This window comes from Carboxylicivirga taeanensis (assembly GCF_051851475.1).
GTDB lineage: Bacteria > Bacteroidota > Bacteroidia > Bacteroidales > Marinilabiliaceae > Carboxylicivirga > Carboxylicivirga taeanensis.
The window spans coordinates 65,920-91,108 of sequence record NZ_JBPUSJ010000011.1 but is presented as its reverse complement, the minus strand read 5'-3'; the positions used below and the strand labels follow the sequence as shown (position 1 = coordinate 91,108).

The 25,189-nt window shown below is 40.9% G+C and carries 16 protein-coding genes; 8 read left to right on the top strand and 8 right to left on the bottom strand.

Translation table 11 applies throughout. The features are described from left to right. Positions 1-67: 67 nt before the first annotated feature. From ACSX1H_RS15140 to ACSX1H_RS15130, 3 genes are all read left to right on the top strand, one after another. Positions 68-1,357, top strand: a complete 1,290-nt coding sequence (locus ACSX1H_RS15140; protein WP_439185067.1) for an MFS transporter — start codon at positions 68-70, stop codon at positions 1,355-1,357. Positions 1,358-1,474: 117 nt separating this feature from the next. After that, complete coding sequence (locus tag ACSX1H_RS15135; RefSeq protein ID WP_439185066.1) at positions 1,475-2,593, top strand: MFS transporter; 1,119 nt, start codon at positions 1,475-1,477, stop codon at positions 2,591-2,593. Positions 2,594-2,673: 80 nt separating this feature from the next. Then, positions 2,674-3,315: a hypothetical protein gene (locus ACSX1H_RS15130; RefSeq protein WP_439185065.1), complete on the top strand. Its 642-nt coding sequence runs from the start codon at positions 2,674-2,676 to the stop codon at positions 3,313-3,315. A 30-nt stretch (positions 3,316-3,345) separates the two neighbouring features. On the opposite strand, the gene ACSX1H_RS15125 is transcribed toward ACSX1H_RS15130, so the two are convergent. From ACSX1H_RS15125 to accC, 4 genes are all read right to left on the bottom strand, one after another. After that, positions 3,346-4,197, bottom strand: coding sequence for a restriction endonuclease (locus ACSX1H_RS15125; RefSeq protein WP_439185064.1), 852 nt, complete (start codon positions 4,195-4,197; stop codon positions 3,346-3,348). A 300-nt stretch (positions 4,198-4,497) separates the two neighbouring features. Continuing rightward, complete coding sequence (locus ACSX1H_RS15120) at positions 4,498-6,036, bottom strand: acyl-CoA carboxylase subunit beta (protein ID WP_439185063.1); 1,539 nt, start codon at positions 6,034-6,036, stop codon at positions 4,498-4,500. A gap of 17 nt (positions 6,037-6,053) precedes the next feature. Then, positions 6,054-6,560: an acyl-CoA carboxylase biotin carboxyl carrier protein subunit gene (locus tag ACSX1H_RS15115; RefSeq protein WP_439185062.1), complete on the bottom strand. Its 507-nt coding sequence runs from the start codon at positions 6,558-6,560 to the stop codon at positions 6,054-6,056. Positions 6,561-6,571: 11 nt separating this feature from the next. Beyond that, on the bottom strand, positions 6,572-8,086 hold the full coding sequence (accC, locus tag ACSX1H_RS15110; protein WP_439185061.1) for an acetyl-CoA carboxylase biotin carboxylase subunit: 1,515 nt from the start codon (positions 8,084-8,086) through the stop codon (positions 6,572-6,574). A gap of 227 nt (positions 8,087-8,313) precedes the next feature. Between accC and ACSX1H_RS15105 the strand changes: the two genes are divergently transcribed. Beyond that, entirely contained in the window at positions 8,314-8,820 is a 507-nt protein-coding gene (locus tag ACSX1H_RS15105; protein WP_439185060.1) for a ferritin, read from the top strand. A 94-nt stretch (positions 8,821-8,914) separates the two neighbouring features. On the opposite strand, the gene ACSX1H_RS15100 is transcribed toward ACSX1H_RS15105, so the two are convergent. Next, positions 8,915-10,723 carry a glycoside hydrolase family 15 protein gene (locus ACSX1H_RS15100; RefSeq protein WP_439185059.1) on the bottom strand — a complete coding sequence of 603 codons (1,809 nt, stop codon included), beginning with the start codon at positions 10,721-10,723 and terminating at the stop codon, positions 8,915-8,917. Between the two features lie 257 nt (positions 10,724-10,980). On the opposite strand from ACSX1H_RS15100, the gene ACSX1H_RS15095 reads away from it, so the two are divergent. Continuing rightward, positions 10,981-13,188, top strand: a complete 2,208-nt coding sequence (locus ACSX1H_RS15095) for a bifunctional alpha,alpha-trehalose-phosphate synthase (UDP-forming)/trehalose-phosphatase (protein ID WP_439185058.1) — start codon at positions 10,981-10,983, stop codon at positions 13,186-13,188. An 80-nt stretch (positions 13,189-13,268) separates the two neighbouring features. Here the strand turns inward: ACSX1H_RS15095 and ACSX1H_RS15090 are convergent, their stop codons facing one another. The 3 genes from ACSX1H_RS15090 to ACSX1H_RS15080 are packed head-to-tail and all read right to left on the bottom strand — an operon-like array spanning position 13,269 to position 18,933. After that, complete coding sequence (locus ACSX1H_RS15090; RefSeq protein ID WP_439185057.1) at positions 13,269-14,645, bottom strand: efflux transporter outer membrane subunit; 1,377 nt, start codon at positions 14,643-14,645, stop codon at positions 13,269-13,271. Continuing rightward, on the bottom strand, positions 14,642-17,788 hold the full coding sequence (locus ACSX1H_RS15085; protein ID WP_439185056.1) for an efflux RND transporter permease subunit: 3,147 nt from the start codon (positions 17,786-17,788) through the stop codon (positions 14,642-14,644). Before ACSX1H_RS15085 ends, ACSX1H_RS15090 begins: the two co-directional genes overlap by 4 nt. A 2-nt stretch (positions 17,789-17,790) precedes the next feature. Next, entirely contained in the window at positions 17,791-18,933 is a 1,143-nt protein-coding gene (locus ACSX1H_RS15080; protein ID WP_439185055.1) for an efflux RND transporter periplasmic adaptor subunit, read from the bottom strand. A gap of 184 nt (positions 18,934-19,117) precedes the next feature. Between ACSX1H_RS15080 and ACSX1H_RS15075 the strand changes: the two genes are divergently transcribed. From ACSX1H_RS15075 to ACSX1H_RS15065, 3 genes are all read left to right on the top strand, one after another. After that, positions 19,118-19,606, top strand: coding sequence for a PaaI family thioesterase (locus ACSX1H_RS15075; protein WP_439185054.1), 489 nt, complete (start codon positions 19,118-19,120; stop codon positions 19,604-19,606). Between the two features lie 714 nt (positions 19,607-20,320). Then, positions 20,321-21,766, top strand: coding sequence for a hypothetical protein (locus tag ACSX1H_RS15070; protein WP_439185053.1), 1,446 nt, complete (start codon positions 20,321-20,323; stop codon positions 21,764-21,766). Between the two features lie 569 nt (positions 21,767-22,335). Further along, entirely contained in the window at positions 22,336-25,020 is a 2,685-nt protein-coding gene (locus ACSX1H_RS15065; RefSeq protein WP_439185052.1) for a LuxR C-terminal-related transcriptional regulator, read from the top strand. Positions 25,021-25,189: the final 169 nt, after the last annotated feature.

Sequence of the window (25,189 nt, the reverse complement as noted above, 5' to 3'; positions counted from 1 at the left end):
CGCATGAATTTCTTCTTAGTAAATGGATGCGGGCAACTTTTCTTTAAAAAGCTTAACTTTGCGCGCTATGAATATTTTCAGTAAGCTCAACACACAGGAAGCACGCACATTCCGTTTGCATTTATTTTACAGCAGTATCGATGGCATTGCCAGCGGAGCGTTGATTCTTAATGAGTTTATTTTTATTAAATCCCTAAAGGGATCTAATGTACAGTTGGCTTTCCTGTTTCAGTTTAGCATGGTCGTGTTTTTGTTTGCTATGGTTGCCAATGAAGTAATGCGACGTTTTGCCAACAGAAAGCGGTTTTTACGCATAACAGGAATTATTACTCGCCTGCCATTGGTTGGCTTTGTATTTTTCCCCAACATAACAGGGGAAAACGGGCTGCCAGAAGTTTATCATTTGATTTTTCTGACGGTTTTCCTGCTTTTTCATACCTCAAAAATTGCAGTGGTCCCGTCAATTAATCAATACCTCAAAGGAAATTACCGTCATCAATTGTTCGGGAAGCTATTTGGTTACGCCACCACCATTAATAAGGTATGCGTGTTGCTATCTACGTTTTTAGTGGGCGAACTCTTGCACTTTAATGCTAATTCGTATAAACTGTTTTACCCGGTAGTTGGTATTCTGGGAGTTATTTCAGTTTATCAGCTCACAAAGATTGACTTTATTCAAAAGTCAGAAGTCATCACTAAACCCATTTGGCATGCTGTTGGAGGTTCGTTTAAGCGCATCATGGAAATTCTCCGATTGAATAAGCCTTTCCGGCACATGGAGATTGGTTTTATTATTTATGGTTTTGCCTGGATGAGTACCCATGCTGTGGTCACCATTTTCTACAAGGAGGCTTTAGATGTGAACTATCCAACGGTTGCCCTTTACAATATTATATTCAATCTGATAGCCATAATTCTGCTACCACTTTTCGGAAAACTAATTGGCAATCGAGATCCCCGTCGTTTTGCCATTCTGACGTTTGGTTCACTAATGCTCTTTATAACTTTTACGGCTCTAACCCAGTACTATCCTTATTATTTTGAGTTGGGCTATTATAAAATATACTACCTGTTTCTGGTAGCTTTGTTTTTTAACGGCGTATTTACCGGCAGCATGCCCATTCTGTGGGGGATTGGCAGTAGCTATTTTTGTCAGTCGCATGAAGCGGCCGATTACCAGTCTGTTCATCTATTTTTAACCGGGTTAAGAGCCTTGTTTGCGCCAATAATTGGTATTCAATTGTACGAGTGGTATGGCTTTAGCTTCACTTATGGGGTAGGTATTGTATTATTGATGCTGGCTATCTTTTTGATGATTTATTCAGAAAAACACTATCAAAATAGTGTTAAATCATAGTCTATAATTAATGAGTTAAGTAGTGGCAGCAACAGGCCATCAGAATATAAGAAATAGTTTACCATGTATGCAGGCAATATAACAAAGCTTTATCTGATAAAAATAGCCAAGTGGTTCATGCTCACGATGCCCATTATGATGCTGTTTTTTCAGGATTTAGGCTTTACCGTGGAGGAGTCATTTCAGCTCAAAGCCATCTACAGCATCGCTATTGTTATATTTGAAATTCCATCAGGTTATGCGGCCGATGTGCTGGGGCGAAGGCGTACTCTGATAATTGGCAGCATTATGGGAACCTTGGGCTTTGCCATTTATTCATTCACTTCCGGGTTTTATGCATTTTTGGCAGCAGAACTCATTTTGGGGATTGGCCAAAGCTTTATCAGTGGTGCCGACTCGGCTCTGTTATACGATAGTCTGAAAGCTGATGGCAGAGAGCAGAAGTACCTGAAATACGAAGGGCGAAATTTTTCGGTAGGTAATTTTAGCGAAGCTATTGCTGGCTTTTTGGGAGGCGCATTGGCAGAAATTAGCTTGCGAACACCCTTCTTTTTTCAGACGGGTATTGCTTTTATTGCGGTGCCGGCCGCCTTTATGCTGGTCGAGCCGCAGCTTTATACCCGCACACAAAAGGCCACCTGGAGCGATATTTTCAATGTGGTAAAGTATGCCATGGTTACAAATCGCAGCCTGCGATACAACATCATCTATTCCTCTATCATTGGCTCGGCTACGCTTACCATGGCCTGGGTGTACCCTCTTTATCTCAAAGAAATAGGGTTTAGAGAGCTGCATATTGGTACCACCAGTACTGTTTTAAACCTGGTGGTGGGAATGACAACTCTATTTGCCTATAAAATAGAACAGAAACTGAGGCCCAAATCAACGGTTTGGGGTACTACTTTGGTTATAACTGGAGCGTTTATAGCGGCCGGGCTTTTGCATTCCATTTATGTGCTACCGGTTATGGTGTTTTTTTATTTTTCAAGAGGTATAGCCACGCCGGTGCTGAAAGATTATATCAACCGCATTACCTCTTCTGATAGGAGAGCGACGGTACTTTCTATTCGCAGTTTAATCATACGAGCTAATTTTTCGATATTGGCCCCACTTTTTGGTTATATGACCGACCGCTTATCTTTAAGTCAGGCTTTTATAATTATTGGCGTCATTTTTATGGTTCTTACAGGCTCAAGCATCTTTTTGTTTTTGCGATCACTGGAGCGAACTACCTAACGTTGCTCACGTCTGATATTATTTTGCAGGTTTAAAGTAATATTGCTTATTTAGCAAGTTCTAACTAACTAAACCTTGTTATGTCAACTGTAATTCTGGATCTGCCATTAATTGAGTGGATTGGCTATGGAGCTTCCACAGTCGTACTAATATCACTTAGCCTTTCTTCCATTGTTAAGCTTAGGGTTTTTAACCTGATAGGCTCTGCACTGTTTTCCTTCTATGGGTTTTATATTGATGCATTGCCGGTGGGCATCATGAATCTGCTCATTTGTTTCTTTAACATCTATTACCTGCGTGCTTTGCTGTTTAAAAAGGAAATGTTTGATGGTATCTGGATGACCGCCAAAGAGGAGTTTGTGAGTTTATTTCTCAGGAGGCATGCCAAGGACATTCAACGCTTTTTCCCGGCATTTAGAGAAGAGGCGATTGAAGGCTGTAATATTCTAATGGCCTTGCGCGATATGAATGTAGCCGGTGTGTTTATTAGTACACCGCCCCAAAATGGGGTGTCAGAGGTGCTTTTAGACTATGTAACACCGCCTTACCGCGACTATAAAACCGGTAAATTCTTGCTTGAAAAATACCACGAGGCATTAATTGATAAAGGTATTAAACAGCTGGTGAGTAACACCAAAAATAGTGATCATCAGAACTATTTGCAGAACATGGGCTTCCAGGCGGCTGCCAATGAGCACACTTATGTGCTCAATCTGGTTTAAGGTTAAGAGCAGACGCTGCGGATACCTTCTTTACTCTTCGATGAAATCCTTTAATTCCCTTTTACACGCTCTTAGGTTGCGCGGTTTTAGGGGCAGAGTGTCACGGGTCATAATCTTTTTATACAGGTCGTTACACATCACCACCCCTTTATCAAGCAATGCTTTTTTCTCCTTTTGCGTAATGGATGAAAGGCAAGTAATCGGATGGAGGTTTTCCAGTTCAATCCAATCCTTCAGGTTGCCTTTGGCCGGGTAGTCCCATCCGAGCAGGGTTAAGCCGTAATCGCGACCAAATTTGATGGCATCTTCGGTAAAACGCGTATTGGTAATGATCCATCCTTGTGTATTGGTCTCCTTCAGCTGGTCGTCGAACTGACGTGCCCGGTTGAGGTCGTTAAACCGTGAACGAATATACATGGGCACTATGACATTGGTTTTGGTGCCTTGGTAGTTATGGAACTTACACTCTACAAATATATGCTTATGGGAATTGGTGGCGATCACGTCAATCTCATGTCGCACGCTGTAGCCGTTTACCAGTTTACCAACTTCTACCTTAAAGCCACGTGCCTTGAATAGTTCGCCTACAAAGTATTCAAAAGGATAGCCTGAAGGGCCCAGCTGAAAAACGGCTTGCTTAAGGCGGTAGTTGGCCGCTGTTTTGCGTTCCTGCTTTTTTAATATATGATACGCTTTTTGATAAATTTCGCTGGTCTGCATGCCATCGTGCAACTCCAAACTGATAGCTTGCAGGATCTGATTAGCCAACTCTTGACTGGCTCCCGAGCGGATCAGTGAATCAACCAGTTTCTGACCTTCAAAATAGACCTTTTCACCCGAAGCTTTTTCAATCAGGTAGTTGGATAAGGACTTTGTATGCATATTCTGTAGCGTTTTTTGTAAAGATAGGAGAAAAACTGAAGTGGCCTTACTTTCAATACTGAATATGTAGTTAAACAAAACAAGTTGGCTAATATGAAGGTACTATGGTGGGAGGGCAATGCAAAGGCAGAGCTACGAGAAGCATTGAAAGGATACTTATGGACTTATATGGCTTTTATTGTTTTGTAGTCACAATTGCTGAAAGCCGAATCTTCATCAGCGTAAAGTGAAAAATACGCAAAAAAACTGCCCGTTTTATTAACGGACAGTTTCTGCATTTTTCAAAACAACGGACAATTCTTATAGGGGCATATTTCCATGTTTTTTCAAAGGCGCTGCTTCACTCTTGTTTTGTGTCATTTCAAGTGCCTGTATAAGCTTGAAGCGCGTTTCTTTAGGCATGATGATTTCATCTATATAACCAAATTCAGCAGCTCTGTATGGGTTGGCAAAATTCTCCCGGTAATCATCAACACGGTCGGCTTTGGCCTTGTCATCATTTTCGCCTCTAAAGATGATATTTACTGCTCCTTCAGGGCCCATAACTGCAATTTCTGCTGTTGGGTAGGCAAAGTTAATGTCGGCCATCAGGTGCTTGGAGGCCATTACGTCGTAGGCACCACCATAAGCTTTGCGGGTGATAATGGTTATTTTTGGCACAGTGGCTTCGGCATAGGCATATAGTAGTTTAGCTCCATGTTTAATGATGCCGCCATATTCCTGAACGGTTCCGGGTAAAAAGCCGGGTACATCCACAAAGGTGACAATGGGTATATTAAAGGCATCACAAAAACGCACAAAGCGGGCCCCTTTGGTTGATGAATCGATGTCGAGCACACCAGCCAGATAGTTCGGTTGGTTGGCAACTATCCCTACAGTGCGTCCGGCCATCCGCCCAAATCCCGTTATAATATTTTGCGCATAATGAGGCATTACCTCAAAAAAATGCTGGTTGTCAACTACCTTACCAATCAAATCGTGCATGTCGTAAGGTTTATTCGGATCGGCAGGTATCAGATCCTGTAACTCAGCACTTTCGCGGCGTATGTCGTCTGTTGTTGGTAAAACCGGCGGATCTTCCATGTTATTGGATGGAATAAAGCTCAGAAGTTCACGTATCATCATGAGCGTATGTTCATCATTATCGCCCATAAAATGTGCCACACCACTTTTAGCATTATGTGTATTGGCTCCACCCAGCTCTTCTTTGGTGACCTCCTCGTGGGTGACGGTTTTAATCACCTCGGGGCCGGTCACAAACATATAGCTGGTATCCTTCACCATAAAAATAAAATCGGTAAGGGCAGGAGAGTAGACAGCACCTCCGGCACAAGGTCCCATAATGGCGGAAATTTGAGGAATAACACCTGATGCTTTCACATTTAAATAGAATATATCGCCATAACCGGCTAAACTCTGCACTCCTTCCTGGATGCGTGCTCCGCCGGAATCGTTAAGTCCAATTAGGGGCGCTCCCATTTTCAAGGCCAGATTGGAAATCTTAATGATTTTATCGGCATTGGTGCGGCTTAGTGATCCCCCAAATACGGTGAAGTCCTGTGCAAAAACATAGACCAGGCGCCCATCTACTTTACCGTAGCCGGTAATAAACCCATCGCCCGGAAAATGTGTTTTTTCCATGCCGAAATTATTACATTGGTGTTTCACCAGCTTATCCAGTTCAACAAAAGTACCGGCATCTAAAAATACTTCGATGCGCTCACGGGCAGTTAGTTTGCCACCCTGATGCTGCTTTTCTACGCGCGCCTTACCGCCACCGGCTTCTGCTTCGCGGTTAAGCTCTTCGAATTTCTTATATTTATCTTTTAAACTTTGCATTGCTTTTAACTAATTGGTTATTCAATTTCTATTAATGGCTGGTTGCCTTCCACCGCATCACCTTCGGTAACGTATATGTGCTTTACCACACCATCGATGGCACTTTTGTATTCGCTTTCCATTTTCATGGCCGACACAATGATCACTGTCTGGCCTTTTTCAACGGTATCGCCCTCCTTTACTGGTATTTTTACAATTTTACCTGGCATAGGGGTGGAGATGGTAGTGCCTGCTTCATCGAGTGATGATTTAGAAGCATTGCGGTAACGTGTAGCCGCATCAATAACTTCAATTTCATAGTAGCTGTTGATGGTGTTCACCTTGTACTCATTCAGGCTATCTCCTTCAATCATTTCCATGTTTATGGACTGGCCATTGAGTAGAATAGAATAAGTATCGGATTCAACTTTTATCAGGTCCAGATCGTAAACACGTCCGTCAATATCCACTTTGTATTTGGAGCCATCCTGCTCAAGAATTTTAATTCTGGCACGGCGAGTATCTATTTTTAATTCTATTGGCATAGTCGCTTATTTTATAATCGTAAAATGTTTTTACGGCGGGCATACTCTTTCCAGGCCGATTGGTTGGGCGTTGCAACATTTGTTTTGTCTGCTGCATCTTTAAGTTTTTGAGTGTAGTCCAGAAAGGCAACAAACAGGGCGATGTCTTCGCAGTAGTCGGTGCAGTCGTCTTCTTCCGTCATCAAAAAGTCCATGTTATTTTCAATGAAATGGGTATCGTAGTTGCCTTCCACAAAGTCTTTGGCTTCCATAATACGGGCCACAAAAGGGATGGAGGTTTTTACACCGGTGATTTTGTATTCGTACAGGGCACGTTTCATCCTGTCAATGGCCTCTTTTCGGGTGGGGGCCCACGATATGAGCTTGGATATCATTGGATCGTAATGGAACGGGATTTCATAGCCTTCATAGACATAGCCATCGGTGCGCATGCCAAGCCCCATTGGTTCGGTAATATTTTTAATCACCCCTGGGCAGGGCATAAAGTTGTTTTTATGATCTTCGGCGTAAATACGACATTCAATGGCATGGCCATGCTGTTGCAAATCTTCTTGCTTAAATTCAAGCGGCAGGCCATTGGCCACGTTAATTTGAGCCTTAACCAGGTCAACCCCTGTTGTACGCTCTGTTATGGGGTGTTCCACCTGCAGCCGGGTATTCATTTCTAAAAAGTAGAAGTTGAGTTGGTTATCGACCAGAAACTCAACCGTACCGGCACCCACATAATCGACCGATTTGGCCGCAGCAATGGCCTGTTCGCCCATTCTGTTGCGCAGTTCGGGCGTCATCAGTGGAGAAGGGGTTTCTTCCACTACTTTTTGGTGGCGCCGTTGCACCGAGCACTCGCGCTCAAAGAGGTGTACATAATTGCCATGTTGGTCGGCCATTATCTGAAACTCTATGTGGTGCGGCGATTCAATGTATTTTTCAATATAAACGGCATCATCACCAAAGGCTGAACGAGCTTCCGATTTGGCCATCTCGAATGCGTTGACCAAATCTTTTTCGTCGCGTACCAGGCGCATCCCTTTTCCACCTCCTCCGGCACTGGCTTTTAGCATTACCGGATAGCCAATTTCGTCAGCTATTTTTTTAAGCTTTTGAGGATCGTTAATATTCTCTTTGGTGCCAGGTACAACGGGTACGCCCGCGTCGATCATTAACTGCCGGGCGGTGAGTTTATCGCCCATGGTGTTGATAGCATGGACCGATGGACCAATAAAAATGATGCCTGATTTAGCAACTTCTTCTGCAAAATGTGCGTTTTCAGACAAGAAACCATAACCAGGATGAATGGCATCGGCTTTACATGTTTGAGCTACCTCCAGTATCTTTTTAATATTAAGATAACTTTCGGTTGACGCAGCCGGGCCAACGCAATAGGCTTCATCGGCATATCTTACGTGCATTGCCGTTCTGTCAGCCTCTGAGAAAATGGCCACCGATCGAATGCCCATTTCGCGACACGATCGCATGACACGGACCGCAATTTCGCCTCGGTTAGCAACTAATACTTTTTTAATCATAATGGAATAAAGATTTCATTTATAAAAAATTAAGAGTCAAAATGTTCTAAAAAACATTAGAAGACCTTTAATTCCGAAACGCAAAAATGCTGATTTTTGCTCAACTTCCAAATAGCTGGATAAAATTGTATGGAATGAGTATAAATAAGTATAGCGCTAAACAGCCTGTAATCTGGATGGTTTAATAAGTGTATATTTGTTAATGAAAATCTTAATTTTTAACTGTTATGCTTAAGAAAAAAGTAGAGGAAATTCTGATTAATCAGATTGAAAAGGAAGCTTATTCGTCTAATTTATATCTGGCTATGGCCGTTTGGGCTGATACCAATGGGTATGAAGGCACAGCCAAATGGTTATATGCGCAGGCCGAAGAGGAGCGCTTACACATGATGAAATTTATTAAGTATGTGAATGAGCGGGGAGGAAAGGCAATAATTCCTTCGGTTGAGCAGCCACCGGCCGAATATAAGGATATCAAAGTTGTTTTTGAAAAGGTATACGAGCACGAGCAGTATGTGACAGAGTTAATTAACGGGATTGTTGGGGTGTGTTTGGAAGAAAAGGATTTTACGACACACAACTGGATTCAATGGTTTGTAAATGAGCAGATTGAGGAAGAGGCATCTGTTTCTGCCATTAATGATAAGCTTAGACTTTTAGGAGACCACAACTTATACATGTTTGACAGAGATATTATGAGCATGCGTGGTCAGGTACCTGCAAGTGCAGAGTAGTTTATGCCAAGAGAGCGCTCGAAGTTCTCTGATAGATAACATAATAAGAAAGCCGGCAATTAGCCGGCTTTCTTATTATACAGAGTGCTTTTCATTATAAATGAATGGACTTCATTATTTGGGCTTCTTTAGAAATTTGGGCGCCTGACAGTGTAATGGCCGTTTCGATGATTGCTAAATGCGAATAGGCTTGAGGGAAGTTCCCCAAAAGGCGACGTGTTTTGAAATCAAGGTCCTCACTAAACAGTCCCAGGTGATTTGAGCACGCCAGTAAGGCATCAAACTTGCGCTTGGCTTCATTCTTAAGTCCAATTTTATAGAGGCTGTTAATTAACCAGAAGGAGCAGATGGTGAAGGCTGATTGAGGCTCGCCAAAATCATCTTCGTTTTTATAGCGGTACATTAACCCGTCATGCTCCAGCTCTTTCTGAATAGCCAAAACTGTTTTTTTGTAGCGTTGATCATCGGCACTGATAAAACCATAGGATTCCATGAGCAGGACGGCAGCATCTAAATCATTTGAGCCATACGATTGGGTGAATGTGTGCTTTTGTTCCGACCAGGCATTTGCGTGTATGTCGGCCGCAATTTTTTCTTCCAGCTGTTTCCATCTTTTGGCATATGTATCACGCTTTAAAAGTTGCGCAATCTTACGCGCCCTGTCAATGGCTACCCAGCACAATACTTTACTGAATGTGAAGTGCTTGCCTTCGCTTCTTATTTCCCAAATGCCCTTATCGGGTTGTTGCCAGTTTTCATCCACTACCTTAACCGTGTTGCGAACAATGGTCCACAAATCCTCACTATTACCAAGTGTTGAACGAAAACGCTCGAAATATTGCAGCATCACATCCATCAAAATGCCATAAATGTCATTTTGTTTCTGAACATAGGCGGCGTTGCCAATTCGAACAGGCTGACTGCCTTCATAGCCTTCCAGATGGTTCAATTCCATCTCGTGCAGCTCCTTTTCACCATGGATGCCGTACATGATTTGCATCTTTTGACCTTTTTCGGGCATCAGGCTGATGATGAAATTGAGGTAACGTTCGGCAATGCGCTCATGTCCCAGTTCCGACATGATTTTAACCACCATGGATGCGTCTCTAATCCAGCAGAAACGGTAATCCCAGTTGCGCACCTCTCCAATTGTTTCGGGGAGCGAAGTTGTAATTGCTGCTAAAATGGCACCCGACTTTTGATAGTTGAGCAGTTTCAGCGTTAAAGCACTTCGGTTGATCTCCTCTTCATATTTTTTAAAGCTGGTGGTTTTGTCCGACCAGTTGAGCCAGTATACCTTAGTTCTTTGATGCTTCAGATACGAGCGATCGGTTGATTGCTTTAATAGCTTTTGATTGTAGCTAAGCAATAGGTACTCGTTCTGCTTGATTGTAACAGGTAACTTCTCTTTTATGCTTGTTTTATCAAAGGAAGAATAGAGATAAATGGAGTCATATTCTCCTTCGGTTGTGTAGGCCTTTATATACTCGTCTTCAACGTCAACCGCAGTTTTCGATTGCGCATAAACCAGTTGAGGTTCAAAGTTAACCACTACATCTACCGAACCTGAAATGTGTTTAATAAATCGAACAATATCGGGCGGCGTGTAATAAACACCGTGTTCGTTACGGTAGCGCGGCATAAAATCGTGTAGCTCAAAAACACCTGACTGACAAGTGTATTTGGTTACCAGGATATTTGTGCGGGGAATGTAAAACTGTTCTGTTTCATACGCTTCATTAGGCACGACACTAAAAAAACCACCTTTATTTTCGTCCAGCAGTTTTGCAAAGGTTGAAGGAGCCGCGAAGTGTGGCAGGCATAACCAATCGACCGAACCGGTTTTCGAAACCAGAGCAGCACTTCTACAATTTCCAATGATACCGTAATCAAGGTTCTTCATATGCAATCCAACTTATGCTTGTTTTTTCTTTGAACTTCTTCTCAGCAAACTTTGATATAATTTATAAAAATGTATATTTGCTTTGAACTGCAAAAAAAAAGGTATTTTTTTAATAATACTACTATTTGCAGTTTTCTTTTAATAAATCATTTATTCGACTAATACAGAAGCCTGTGTTAGAGGGCAGACCGGTTATCCTGCTATATTCATATACGGTCTGCAAATATGGTCAAACGTAAAAATCAAAATATATGCCTATGTCAAAATTACACATTGTGGCCAACAGGTTGCCATATAGCTTAGTTAAAGAGGAAAAAGGATATGACTTGATTGAAAGTGTCGGGGGATTAGCCACCGGCCTGAAGTCTGTTTATACTGAGTATGGGGGCAAATGGATTGGTTGGTCAGGTGTTAATTCAGATACCTTATCAGCAGACGAGGAAACGGCTATTGATAAGTTACTGTTAGAAAAGAGCTGTGTGACTGTTCCACTTAGTGAGCAAGAAATTCTTGAATACTATGAGGGATTTAGCAATAAAACCATCTGGCCACTATTTCACTATTTCACCCAATATGTTGATTATTCACCCGTTAACTGGGAGACCTATAAGAAGGTTAATCAGCGTTTTGCAGATAAAGTTTTGGAAGTGGCAGAGGATGGCGATACGGTGTGGGTGCATGACTATCAACTGCTGCTCGTTCCGGAAATGATCAAGTCCATTAAGCCCAATGTTACCGTTGGTTTCTTTTTGCACATTCCATTTCCATCCTACGAGGTGTTTCGTATTTTACCCTGGCGCATGGAGCTGCTGAAGGGAATGTTGGGAGCTGACCTCTTAGGCTTTCATATATACGACTATGAGCGACACTTTTTAAGTTCGGTCCGTCGTTTGTATGGCTATGAGATTGCTTTTAACAAGATTCATGCAGAGGAGCGTATCATTAAGGCTGATTCCTTCCCAATGGGAATTGACTATAATAAATTTAAGGAGACGTCTGCAGCCGTTATGCATAAATCAATTCAGGAGCGTTCAGACCTGCATAAAGAGCTGGAGAAATACTTTATGACTTCGCCCGACAGGCGTTTGGTTCTATCCATCGACCGACTCGACTATACTAAAGGGATTCCGCAGCGCCTGAAGGCTTTCAGAAAATTCCTCGAGAAATATCCCGAATTTCATGGTAAGGTCACACTGGTGATGTTGGCCGTGCCAAGTAGAGGGAAGGTTGAAGAGTACATGATGCTTAAGAAAGAGGTGGATGAGCTGGTTGGTAATATTAATGGAACGTATGGCAACATCAACTACACACCCGTTTGGTATTTCTACAGGGCGATGCCTTTTGAAAATCTGGTTGAGTTGTACAACATGTCTGATGTAGCTTTAATCACGCCGCTTCGTGATGGTATGAACCTGGTAGCCAAAGAGTATGTTGCTTCAAGAGGCAACAAAACAGGGGTTATCGTATTGAGTGAAATGGCTGGTGTGGCCAAAGAAATGGGAGAGGCAATAATTATTAATCCGATTAATGAGGATGAAATTGCTGAAGCCTTACATCGCGCGCTTACCATGCCGCTGCACGAACAAAAAGAGCGGATGAGTTACCTGCAGGAACGTCTTCAGCGTTATTCGGTTTTCAAATGGGCTGGCGAATTTGTTGAGGCTTTAGAGAATGTTAAGCGCATTCAGAAAGAGTTTTTAGCCAAGAAGATTATGGGCGCTGTATTTGAGGATATTAATAAGCGTTATCGTCAGGCTAAGAAGCGTGCTATTTTTCTTGACTACGATGGAACCCTTACAGCTTTCCATAAGAATCCGCAGGAAGCAACGCCTAACAAGGAGCTCTATGGTATTTTGAATCGCCTGATTGATGATAAGGACAATACGGTTACAATAATTAGCGGACGGGATCGGGCCACTTTAGAAAAGTGGTTTGCCGATGTGCCTATTAACCTGATTTGTGAGCATGGTGTTTGGCTTCGCAAGTGTGGTGAGGACTGGCAGGCCCTGACGAAAGTTAATAACGATTGGATGCCGGTAATTCGTCCTGTATTAGAGCGTTTTGTCGATCGAACACCCGGTTCGTTCATTGAGGAAAAGAATTATTCGCTGGTATGGCATTATCGCAAAGCAGAGCCAGAGCAAAGTTTAATACGTGCTAATGAGTTGAAGGATGAGCTGCTTGATTTAGTTGGTAATTTGAATCTGGAGATCATGGAGGGCAGTAAAGTAATCGAAGTTAAAAGCGGAGGTATCAATAAAGGCATTGCTGCTAACCAGTTTATTCACAACGAAAAATATGACTATATCATGGCCATGGGGGATGACTGGACGGATGAGTATATGTTTAAGGAGTTACCGCAAGAGGCTATTACTGTTAAAGTTGGGATTCAGCGAACAAGTGCAAACTATAAATTAGAGTCGGTTGAAGCTGTTCGGAAATTCCTCACTAAATTGGTGAAATAGTTTAAAGTAAGTAACAAGACATAAACAACAAACGGCGCCCACTTTTGAGGCGCCGTTTTGTTGTAAGAAGCACTATTAGTTTACTGCCAGCCGCCGCCCAGTGCCTGGTAGAGTTTGATGTAGGCTTCCAGTAAATCTTGTTTATTGCCGGTTTGAAGCATTTGTGCATCGAAAGCCTGCCGCTGACTTTCGAGAAACTCAATGTAGCTGGCAATTCCTTTGTCGTACCTTTCGGCTGAGAGTTTAGCGGCCTCAACAGCTGCTTCAACGTGTTCTTTGATTGCAGCCTCCTCCTCTTTGAGTGTTTCAATAGTGATAAGAGCATCTTCAACCTCTCTAAACGCATTAAGAACGGTATTTTCATACGAATACACAGCCGCTTCTGTTCGGGCTTTTTCGGCTTTGGCCCGTTTCGCATTTTTTCCCCAGTTGAAAATAGGGCCTAACAAACTGCCACTAACATTCCAGGCAGGATCGCCAGAGGTTAGTGTGCTCAGGTCATCACTGGCCAGTCCCAGCATACCGGTTAAATTTAAAGCTGGCAAGCGCGCAGCCTGAGCTGCGCCAGCCAACGCATTTTGCGCTCTTAATTGCTGCTCTGCCGTTAAAATGTCAGGACGCCTGTTGAGAATCTCAGAGGGTATTCCTGCAGGAATATCTGGGATATTAAGGCAGTTATCTAAAATGTGTGAATCTAATTGATAACTCTTGGGGTTTTCACCGATCAATACACTTAGTAAGTTTTCTGACTGGATTGCTAAACGTCTGTATGTTGGGATGGCCGTTGCCGCTATCGCTTTTTGAATTTTAGAATGATTCACATCGATAGCAGGAATTATTCCGGCTTCAAAACGTTCTTCTAAAAGAAGATATGAGCTATCTCTAATTGCATAGGTTTGCTCAGCGATCAAGGTTTTGGTCTTAAACTCTATCACCTGAAAATAGGTAGAGGCAACAGTGGTTATTAGTGACAACCGTAAGGCGTTTAATCCGTATTCAGAGGCCAGATACTGTGCCTTTGCCGCTTCATTCATTCGTCTGATTTTTCCCCAGAAATCAATTTCCCAACTGGCCTGGCCCATCACGCTAAACGCGTTGGTGGGTTCCGGGAGTTTCAGGGCTTGAAAATTCCCTCTGCCGGCAGAGGCCGAGTAGTTCAATTGAGGCCATAGTTCAGCTTTTTGAATGGCCATCTGGAGACGAGCAGCTTCAACATTTTGAGCGGTAGCTAACAGATCTTTATTGTTCTCAAGAGCTTTTCTGATTAAAGTATCAAGAACAGTGTCATCAAATAAATCCCACCACCCTAACGATGCGTTGAAGGTGGTGTCGGCACCAGAAAACATAAAGCTTTCTGGTGTTTCGATTGCCGGACGTGCGTAATTTTTCCCCATTCGGCAGCTGCCAAGTAGAACTGCCGCAAAGGCAACTATTATTATGAATTTAATTTGTTTCATTCCTCTTCTTTCTTTTGGTTAGCTATGGCTCTTTTTTCCTCGTACCTGGCAATCTTTCCAATAAAGACAAAAAGCATTGGATACATTACTACCCCTAGTATGGTGGCAATAGTCATACCCCCCAAAAGGGCCATACCCATCACTTTTCGAGCCTCTGCACCAGCCCCGGAGGCAGTTACAAGGGGTAAAACGCCTAATATAAAAGAGAAGGCTGTCATCAATATTGGGCGGAAGCGCAGTCTTGCTGATTCGATGGCTGCATCGAACAGGCTCATGCCTTCATCAAATTTTATTTTGGCAAATTCAACAATCAAAATGGCGTTTTTAGCCGCCATGGCTATTAACATCACCAATGAAATTTGCATAAAAACATTATTTTCAAAGCTGGGGCTGAAGAAGCGGGCTATCATAATGAATAACATGGCTCCAAGCACAGCAAAAGGGGTTCCTAACAAAATACTGAAAGGTAATGACCAGCTTTCATATTGCGCTGCCAAAATTAAGAACACAAATATCAATGCAAACACAAATACCATGGACCCCGAACCACTTGCTTTTTTTTCTTGGTACGACATATTTGCCCACTCATACCCCATGCCCGGAGGTAAAATATCCTCAGCAACAGCTTCTAAAGCATCAAGAGCCTGAGCCGATGAGTAACCAGGCGCCGGTGAACCAGTTAGCTCAACTGATCGGTAGAGATTAAAGCGGTTGGTGAAATCAGCTCCATAACTTTTTTCAACTGATACAAAAGAGGATAGAGGGACGCTTTCGCCATCTTTATTCTTAACAAAAAACATATTGAGTTGCTCACCATCCTGGCGAAATTCAGGGGCAGCTTGCAAATAGGCTTTGTATAAACGACCAAAGCGGTTAAAATCATTGATGTAAGCTCCTCCCAAGAAAGCACTGATTGTGGTGTAAAGGTCGTTGAGCTGAACACCGGCTTTTAGTGCCTTATCACGATTAATGTTCAAGCGCCTTTGGGGAACATTAGCTCTAAACGTTGTGAAAATATTGGCTATTTCTGGTCTTTTCTGGGCTTCTGTAATAAATTTACTAGCCTCTTCTGCCAGGTACTGAGGGGATTTACCTAATTTATCTTGAAGCATTAGGGAGAAACCTGAGCCACTGCCCAGGCCGGGAATAGCTGGAGGACCAAAGGCAAACACTTGGGCTTCTTTAATGGTCTGATGAAACATATAGTTTAATTTTCTGGCAACGTCATTGGCTTTAAGGCTGCGGTCATCCCATTTTTTTAGTGTAATAAACACAACCCCTGCGTTGGTTGACATACTTCCAGATAATAGGTTAAAGCCAGATGCCCCCGACACACTTTCAATCTCCTCAACCGTTGAAAGAAGCTGCTCAATTTCACTCATTATTTCCCTTGTGCGTTGAATAGAAGCTGCATCGGGCAATTGGATATTAACAAATAAATAACCTTGGTCTTCTTCAGGAATAAACCCGCCTGGGACAAAGCGGCTAGCCACGATAATGAGAATAATGGAGAGTCCAATAAAAAGCATGCTGCGGGTGATCTTCCTAGCAACAATATTGGTGACCTTCATGTAATTAGTAGAACCACGATCGAACGCGGTATTAAATGATTTGAAGAAACGCCCTAATAGCCCGCCGGGTAATTTGGGTTTGCGTAACAAAATAGAAGCTAGTGCCGGTGAGAGAGTCAAAGCATTAACGGAAGAAAAACAGACAGATACAGCCACGGTTATGGCGAATTGCTGATATAGACGGCCTGTAATACCGCCCATGGAGGCGACGGGGATGAATACAGCAATTAGTACAAGGGTAGTTGCAATAACAGGTGCCGTCACTTCTTTCATGGCAGCGATAGTTGCTTCGCGTCGATTCATTCCTTTTTCAATATTCACCTGAACAGCCTCAACCACTACGATGGCATCGTCCACCACAATACCAATAGCTAATACAAGGCCTAGCAGTGATAAGGTGTTAATGGAGAAACCCAGCATGGGGAATACAGCAAAAGCGCCAATTAGTGATACAGGAATAGCGATGGTCGGGATTAAGGTTGCCCGCCAATCCTGAATAAAAACGAATACGACCAGTATCACAAGAATGAGTGCGATTATCAGAGTAATAGCTACCTCTTTTAACCCTGCTGTAATAGGGGCTGTGGCGTCAAGTGCGACATCGTATGATACCCCTTCTGGAAAAGAGGATGACAGTTCGTCCATTGTATTAAGAATGCTTTGGCCCATAGCAACCGCATTGGTTCCAGGAGACTGATAAATGGTAATTAACGCACAAGGTTTTCCTTTGAATCGTGCATCTGTGTCATAACTTTCAGTTCCCAGTTCAATTGTAGCCACATCTTTGAGCTTTATCTGACTACCATCTTTATTCGTGCGAATAGCTACTTCCCCAAATTCTTTTTCGGTTATCAGGCGATCGGGAAGCGTCACTGTATAGGTTAACTCAGTTCCTTCGGGGGCAGGTTCAGCACCAAACTTACCGCCTGGTACAATGACATTTTGTTCACGAATAGCAGAGGTAATTTCTGGTACGGTCAGGTTGAGTTGTGATAAGCGATCCGGCTTAATCCAGATGCGCATGGAATAATCGCTGGCTCCCATTACTTGGACGCGTCCGACACCTTGCACTCGCGCCAGTATATCCTGAATATTGATGATGGAGTAGTTACCGAGAAATTCCTGATCATACCGGCCATCACTGTACACCGCAAGGGCCATTACAATGCTGCTCATACTTTTCTGAGTAGTAACTCCCAAGCGTTTTACCTCCTCGGGTAACTTCGCTGTGGCAGCGGAGGCTCTGTTTTGAGCAAAAACCGTGTTCATATCGGGGTCGGTACCAACTTCAAATGAAATCTTTATTGACATACTACCATCGTTAGAATTCGTTGATTCCATATAGAGCATGTTTTCAACGCCATTGAGCTGCTGTTCGAGCGGGGTAGCGACCGATTGTTCAACATTAAGCGCGTTAGCACCCGTATAGTTAGCTCTCACTTGCACCATTGGTGGTGTAATATCCGGAAACTGCTCCATTGGCAGTTGAAGTGCAGAAAGTCCACCGACAATAAGTACGACGATGGCAATAACCATGGCCACGATGGGCCTTCTTACAAAAAAATCACCCATAACTATTCTTGATTATTGCGTACTGATTTAAATGACTTCTCTTCAGGTCGAATTGTCATGCCTGTACGAACGCGACTAAGTCCTTCCATAACAACTTTTTCATTTACATTTATGCCTGATCGAATTACAATCATATCTTGGAGAGTTTCACCGGTTTCTACGGGACGAAACTCTACCACGTTTTGATCGTTAACTACATAAGCATTGTATTGCCCTTGAACTTCTTGTAGGCACTTAATGGGTAATAATAGGGTTTCAATGGGTTCCGAAAGTACTAATCGTATACGCGCAAATTGCCCGGGGCGAACAAGCTCATGTGGGTTTGGAAAGGAAGCCTGCACTAATAATGTGCCTGTAGTTGGATCAATGTTGCGACCAATAAAATCAAACTTGCCTTCCTCTGGGTGCACGCTTCCGTCGGAGAAGAATAGCTTAATATCTGCCTGGCGTTCTTTAGGTGGAGTTGATAGAGCTATCTGCGATTTGGAATATTTTGACAAATTTAAATATTGATGCTCTGTTAGGTAAAAGCGCACAAGTATTGAGTCAAGTCGTGATACCGTGTTTAATACAACAGGGTTTGGCTCTCTTCCTACGTAATCTCCTACTTTAGCTTCAGATCGTCCAATTATACCATTGATTGGAGAAAAAATTTGTGTGTAACTGCGCTGTATTTTGGCATACTCAAGTGAGGCTTCAGCTGCTTTTAGGGATGCCTGTGCAGCACCAAAATTGGCAACAGCTGCATCGTAATCACTCTGGCTAACAGCATTAGTTTCAGCCAGTGGCTTATACCTTCGGTAGTCGCTTTCGGCCTTTACCAGGTTCGTTTGGGCCTGAGCAACTAATCCATATGCCTCAGCAACTTTAGCATTAAGCGGTGCCGGATCAATTGAGTATAATAGTTGTCCTTTTTTTACTCGTCCACCCTCTGTAAAGTGAATGCCTTCTAGGTAACCATCAACACGAGCTCTAATAGAAATGTCATACAATCCATATGTTTGGCCAACAAAATCTTTTGTAAATTTTATTTTTTCAGTTTTGGCAGTGTAAATAGGGATGACTGGAACTTCTGTTTGAGGTTGCTTGTTTTTACAGCCAACTAATACCCAAATTAGTAAAATTAGCGTTAGTAGGTTTCTCATAGTAAATAGTGTGAATGATCAATCTTGTTTTTTTAAAAGTTGAAGTAAATTTATGGAATTTAAAGCTTAGATATACAATTATCTGTTGAATGAATTAGAGTTTTTTGATATATGTAATGTTTGTTTAGACTTGCGTTAGATTTTAAAGTACATATGTGTTAACCTTATAAAATACGATTTGATAATGAATGACATAAAAATGATTTTAAACCCATTTATTAAACATAAAGGCAATTCTTATAATTGTTTTGGTTGTTCACCGCATAACCACGCAGGGCTCAATCTGAATTTCTTTTCTGACGGTCAGAAAGTGTTTGCTCATTGGATGCCAAAGCAACAGTTTGAAGGCTACACGAACGTTGTGCATGGAGGCATACAGGCAACGCTAATGGATGAGATCGCGAGTTGGTATATCTATTCGATGCTTGATACAGCAGGGGTAACCAAAGGGATGAATGTATCATATCATAAACCATTATATGTAAGTAGTGGTGAAGTAAAAGTGGAGGCCGAGCTAAAGAAGCTGGATGACAGATTAGCTGTTATTTTGACTCAACTATATAATGCTAAAGGAGTTTTGTGTAGTTCCGCCACAGTTGAGTACTTTCTATTTCCGCCACAATTAGCTAGAAGTAAATACATGTATCCGGGTAAAGAGCAGTTTTGGGAGTAAGCAAATAAAAAAGCCCCGCTCGCTAGGAAAGAGTGTGAGAACGGGGCAAGGGGAAAACAACCTGTCAGGAAAGATGATACGAATATAGGGAAAATCAATCGGAGGGCGTTGCTGTTGGTTTTGTGTTTGTGATAAACACCGCTATTTCTTAGATTAAATTGAAGAAATTTTCCATTAATGATTTCGGCACTCAGTCCAGAAAGATGTATAAAGTAGGATATGGCAGCAGCATTACCCCAATCGATTTGTGTTTCGTTTAGTAATGGACCTCCAAATGCTTTGAACATGGATTGATATTCCGATTGTCAGTATTGACAACCTAGATGTTTTCGTAGGTCATAGCATCTGTTTTTGTCCAATAAAAAGAGACGATTTAAAGGTCCACAGTTTGTGTATAACTATAATAAGAGAAAAGAGGGCAGAATTTTATATTGCCTATGCTCAAAGCTATTTGTCCACATAAGTTTCTTTGTTTCAATTATAATATGGATTATATTTGGTACATAATGCAAGAATGTATTAGTATGCTGAGAGTGCTTTATGATAGTTACGTATTTAAAATAGCACAGAGCTAATCATAACTTATGCATGTGGAGATTTAAAATTTTTTGTCTAATTTGAAATTGATATTTATATCCATAACAGAAGAGTAGTAGTTTATTATCAAGAATCTCCATGGTTATTAGAGTACTTGTACTAATGACTGTTCCCTAAATGAGTAGATTTATATTAAATACATTGTTAACAATTTTTCTCCTTAGTTGGGGGACAATCAGGTTATACTCGCAGGATGCTAATCGCTGGAGCCAACAGTATGGAACCCGTTCTATTTTATTAAGCAATTCTATTATCGGAGGTGTAAACGACCTGAGTGCAGTTTACTATAACCCGGCTAGGATTGCCCAACTAGAAGAAAAAGGTGTTGTTATAAGTGCCAATGTATACGAATGGTACTCTCTTTCGATTGACAATGCTTTTGGAGACAATAAGAAACTATCAAATTCAGATTTTCGAGGAGTACCTAGCTTAGCAGCCGGTACCTTTTATGTACCTTTTCTAAAAAAACACTACTTTGCATGGGCTATTTTAAATCGGCAGAATTCTAGTAATCATTTTTCGTATCGTGATCAGTTTTATGGAAATGTGATTACTGAGATTCCTGGACAAGAGTACTTTGGTGCAGATGTGCAATTGGCTTCAAATGAAAAAGAGGATTGGGCTGGGGTTAGCTGGGCCTATAATATTAATGAGCATTTGAGCATAGGCTCATCTATTTATTTGTCGGTATTAAAATCATCTAAAAATTTACTGATAAATATGCAGGCCCTATCCGACGCTGATCAATCGGCGTTTTATAGGTATCGAAAGCAATACTCACTTGAGCACTATAGCGGGTTATTGAAAGTTGCATTATCCTATAGGAATGAAAAGTACAATGTTGGTTTGACATTAAAGACACCATCCATTCGCCTGACTGGAACAGGGGACTACATTTTTGAGGAATATTCATCAGGTATTGTCGATAGTAATCTTGATAAAAAAGTTTATTTATCAGGGTTTCAGAATGATTTGAAAACAAATCATATTTCCCCATTGGCAATCGGATTTGGAGTCAGTCGAAAAGTTGGTAAAAATAGTTTACATTTTAGTGCTGAGTACTATCAAGGTGTTCCTAAATACACCCTAATGGAGAGTGAGAGTTTTATTGGGCAATCAAATGGTGAAACTTATGGTTTTAAGCTTGTTGATGAATATAAGTCTATACTAAATGCTGGTTTAGGGGTTGAAATATATTTATCGGATAAGTTTTCACTTTACTCAAGCATATGTTCCGATATCAGTGCTGTTAGTTCTGATATGAGAGGTTTTGTTGAAGACCATGAGACCAGGAAAAGTGTTTTTAATGCTAACCTCAACCACTATGCCGGAGGGCTTGTAATGGATCTTGACAACGTCGATATCACTTTAGGACTATCGTATACCGGAACCAACTTTAAGCTCTTAAAACCTGGAGTTTTCCCAGATACATCTGGTGATTTATTTCATGAACAAGAGTATGTGATGGCAAACCTGGAAAAGTGGAAAATTGTTGTCAGTTTCTCAGCTATCTTCTTGAAAAAAATAGAGCAAAAAGCGAAACAAAAGTTGAGGATTGATTGAAAATCAAATTTAGATATAGTATCTATTTTCTCCTTTTTGGAAATTTGACGAAAAGTTTTTTTATTGACAGTTCCCAAAAATATTAGGAGTTTTAAAGTCTTATGTGCAGATTGGATTTATTGCACAAAAACCTTCTTTCGATTCAGGCTAAATGCTATGTGTTACCTTGTTAAGGTATTTCTGATTTTTCAGGATACGGATAATAAAGCTTTCTGTTCGATATAGAGTTAGTGTATATTTTAGATGCTAATACTGTTAAAAAATTCTATTGGGTGAAATATATATCCTTACTGTATGGTTAAATTAAAGCGACATAAGGTTACCCAAAGAACGATTTTATTATTCAATTCGCTAATAATGATGGTTATAGTTATTTTGCTATTACTGGAAACAGTATTATATTAGAAAGGTTAATAATAAAAGACGTTTGATAGCTATGTGTTTATAATAGGCTATGGATTTGCACAAATTAATATAATTTAAACACTCCTGTCAGTATTCTAAAATATGCATAATATGCAGTTTGGTTAATCTAGGATAAACAGATTAAAGAGATAAATTCCGAATAAATGTTACGAACTAAACTTCAACGCCCTAACCTTGCGCCAGATCTTCTTCTCCGGACAGGTCTGCTAAAACAATTAAATCATAACATTCATAAACCCGTGACACTTATTTCAGCTCCTTCCGGTTATGGGAAAAGTGTTATAGTAAGTCAATGGATTGAAAATTACAAAGTAAAGGCAGCATGGCTTTCCCTTGACAATGAGCATCAGGATTTGTCAATATTTATTGAATATGTAGTGGCAGCTCTACAAACAATTATTGAGGATGATTTTGTTCACATTAATGAGCTTATCAATGGACAAAAATTACCACCTGTGGAAATGTTATACGAGGCACTAATTGATGTTCTTGAGCCTCATGATGAAGAACTTGTATTTGTATTGGATGATTATCAGGTTATTAAGAATGATCGTATTCATGAGTTGATTAATATGTTTTTGACTTACCCGGCTGAAAGACTTCACTTGGTTATTATCTGCAGGTACGACCCACCACTCAATATAAATAAACTTAGACTATTCAATAGAATAAACGAACTTCGAATGAAAGATTTGGAGTTTGATTTGGATGCTACAAAAGTGCTGATTAACCAAAAGATTGGCCGGTGTCTTTCAGAACAAGATATTTCTTTAATCCATAAGAGAACAGAAGGTTGGGTGCTTGGTCTACAGATGATATTAATGACAGATGAGATCCAAAGAGGTACCTCTACTATGCAACGTGTTGCTCATTTTTCATTGAAGGAATATTCATTTTTTTTTACAGACCTTACCTTAAAACGCTTTTCTGCCGAATTTCGCGAAGCTTTGTATTTATCTTCCATCCTGGAGCGTTTTAACAGCGAGCTGCTCGACGCCTTGCTTTTAGGAATAGGAGCATCGTCTAAGATTTCTGGTAATGATTTTATCCATGATCTTATTGCTAACAATTTGTTTGTTTATTCTTTGGATAATGAAAGAGTTTGGTTTAGATATCACCATTTTTTTCGCGAAATGTTATTCAGACAGTTGCAGCAAAACTATTCAGATGAGCAAATATCAAGTTTACATAAAATTGCCAGTAGTTGTTTTGATAAAAGTAACTTTTGGGATGAGAGCTTCCAGCATGCCTTGAAGTCAGGGGATGTAGAGCTTGCAGTAAGTATTTTTAATAAACATCGAATCAACTTTTTTAACACTGATCAATTTAGGCGTATCCATCAATGGATGTGTTTTTTACCTAAAGGGACTATTGAGAAAGATCTTGGGCTGCTTGTAACACGAGCAATATTAGATGAAGCCAGGTATGATTTAGTTGCAATGAGAGCTGATTTAGATTTGGCAAAAAAGTTAGTCGAAAAGGTTAAAGATGATAGTAGGGAAAATAAGCAACTACTCGGAGAGTATTATACCGTGCGCAGCTTGTTGGATTTCTCTCTGGAAAATTATGAGGAAGCCCTCGCACACTCAAATAAGGCGCTGAGCTTATTGGAAGATAAAACACAAATGATCAGTAATTATGCATTTGCATTTTGTTTGTATGCATTAAATGCCCTCGGCCGATATGATGAAGCAAGAAAGCATGTTGAAAATGTTCTGGAACAAATTCCAACAAACACATCTATACCATTTATCTATCTTCAAACCTTAAAGTCATACCTCAATTCATTTAGAGGAAACATAAAAGAAATTGCAGAAGCGTTGACAAAAGTTTTTCCCTTATTTAAGAAAAATAGACTGTGGGTTTTGCTCAGTTCTGTTTCGTATTATCTTGGTAGTGCACACTATCAATTTAATAACCTGGAGAAAGCAGTTGAGTATACAGAGGCGCTTAAAGAACATTACTATGCTGGTCGTCCCTATTGGGATTTACCGACGATCTACACAAAGGCACTATCATTTCTTGCTCTCGGCGAAACACAAAAACTGAAAGAAACTATTTGTGAAATAGATGAAGTGACCGAAAATACAGGACTTGAAGCATTTTATGAATTGACAAAGGCATTTAAAGTGGATTTGGCACTTAGACAAGGAAATATTGAGGGCGCATTGGAACTGTCAAAAATTACAGATTTTGATACTGTTTATCTTGATTATGCTTTTTATTTTCAGCAATTAACATATATCCGGTTGCTCATTACGGTTGATTCTACTCTAAATCGTAATCAGATAGAAGAACTTCTTGAAAAGTATATTAACAAAGGAAGATTAGGACACAAATACAACCTACTCATGCAAGTGTTGCCACTACAATCTATCTTTTTATATGAACTGGGCGATAAGGAAGCAGCTCTTAAATCACTAAAAGAAGCTATGAATTTAGCAGAGTCCAATGGATTTATCAGAATTTTTGTTGATCTAGGTGAGCCAATGAAGTTGGTATTGAACGCGTTGCAGCTAAAAGAGCCTAACAGCAATTATCTATCAACAATTCTGGAGGCTTTTAAAAAGGAGTTACCATTTGTGCAGCATCAGGAACAGTGTGCTAAAACGACTACAAAAAACGATTTTGACATTCTTTCCATCCGCGAAGCAGAGACACTGCAATACATTGCCCAAGGCTTTCGTAATAAAGAAATCGCAGATATACTCAACATCTCAGTTGAGACTGTAAAGTCCCATGTGAAAAGCTGTTTGCGTAAACTGGAGGCCAAAAACAGAGTAGAGCTGGTACATAAAGCTTTATATTACAACGAAATTACCGAATGAGAAACCGCTAACATGTTTATTGAATTTACGTAAAGGATGAAGCCAAAGTATAAGCAATTAATTTGTGTTAGAAGTTTATGGCATCATATTATTTGTACATTTAGTCAGTTTATGTGCGCTGGTAACATTTCAATAAAAGATGTTATTTCTATTCCCTTCTGCAGAATGC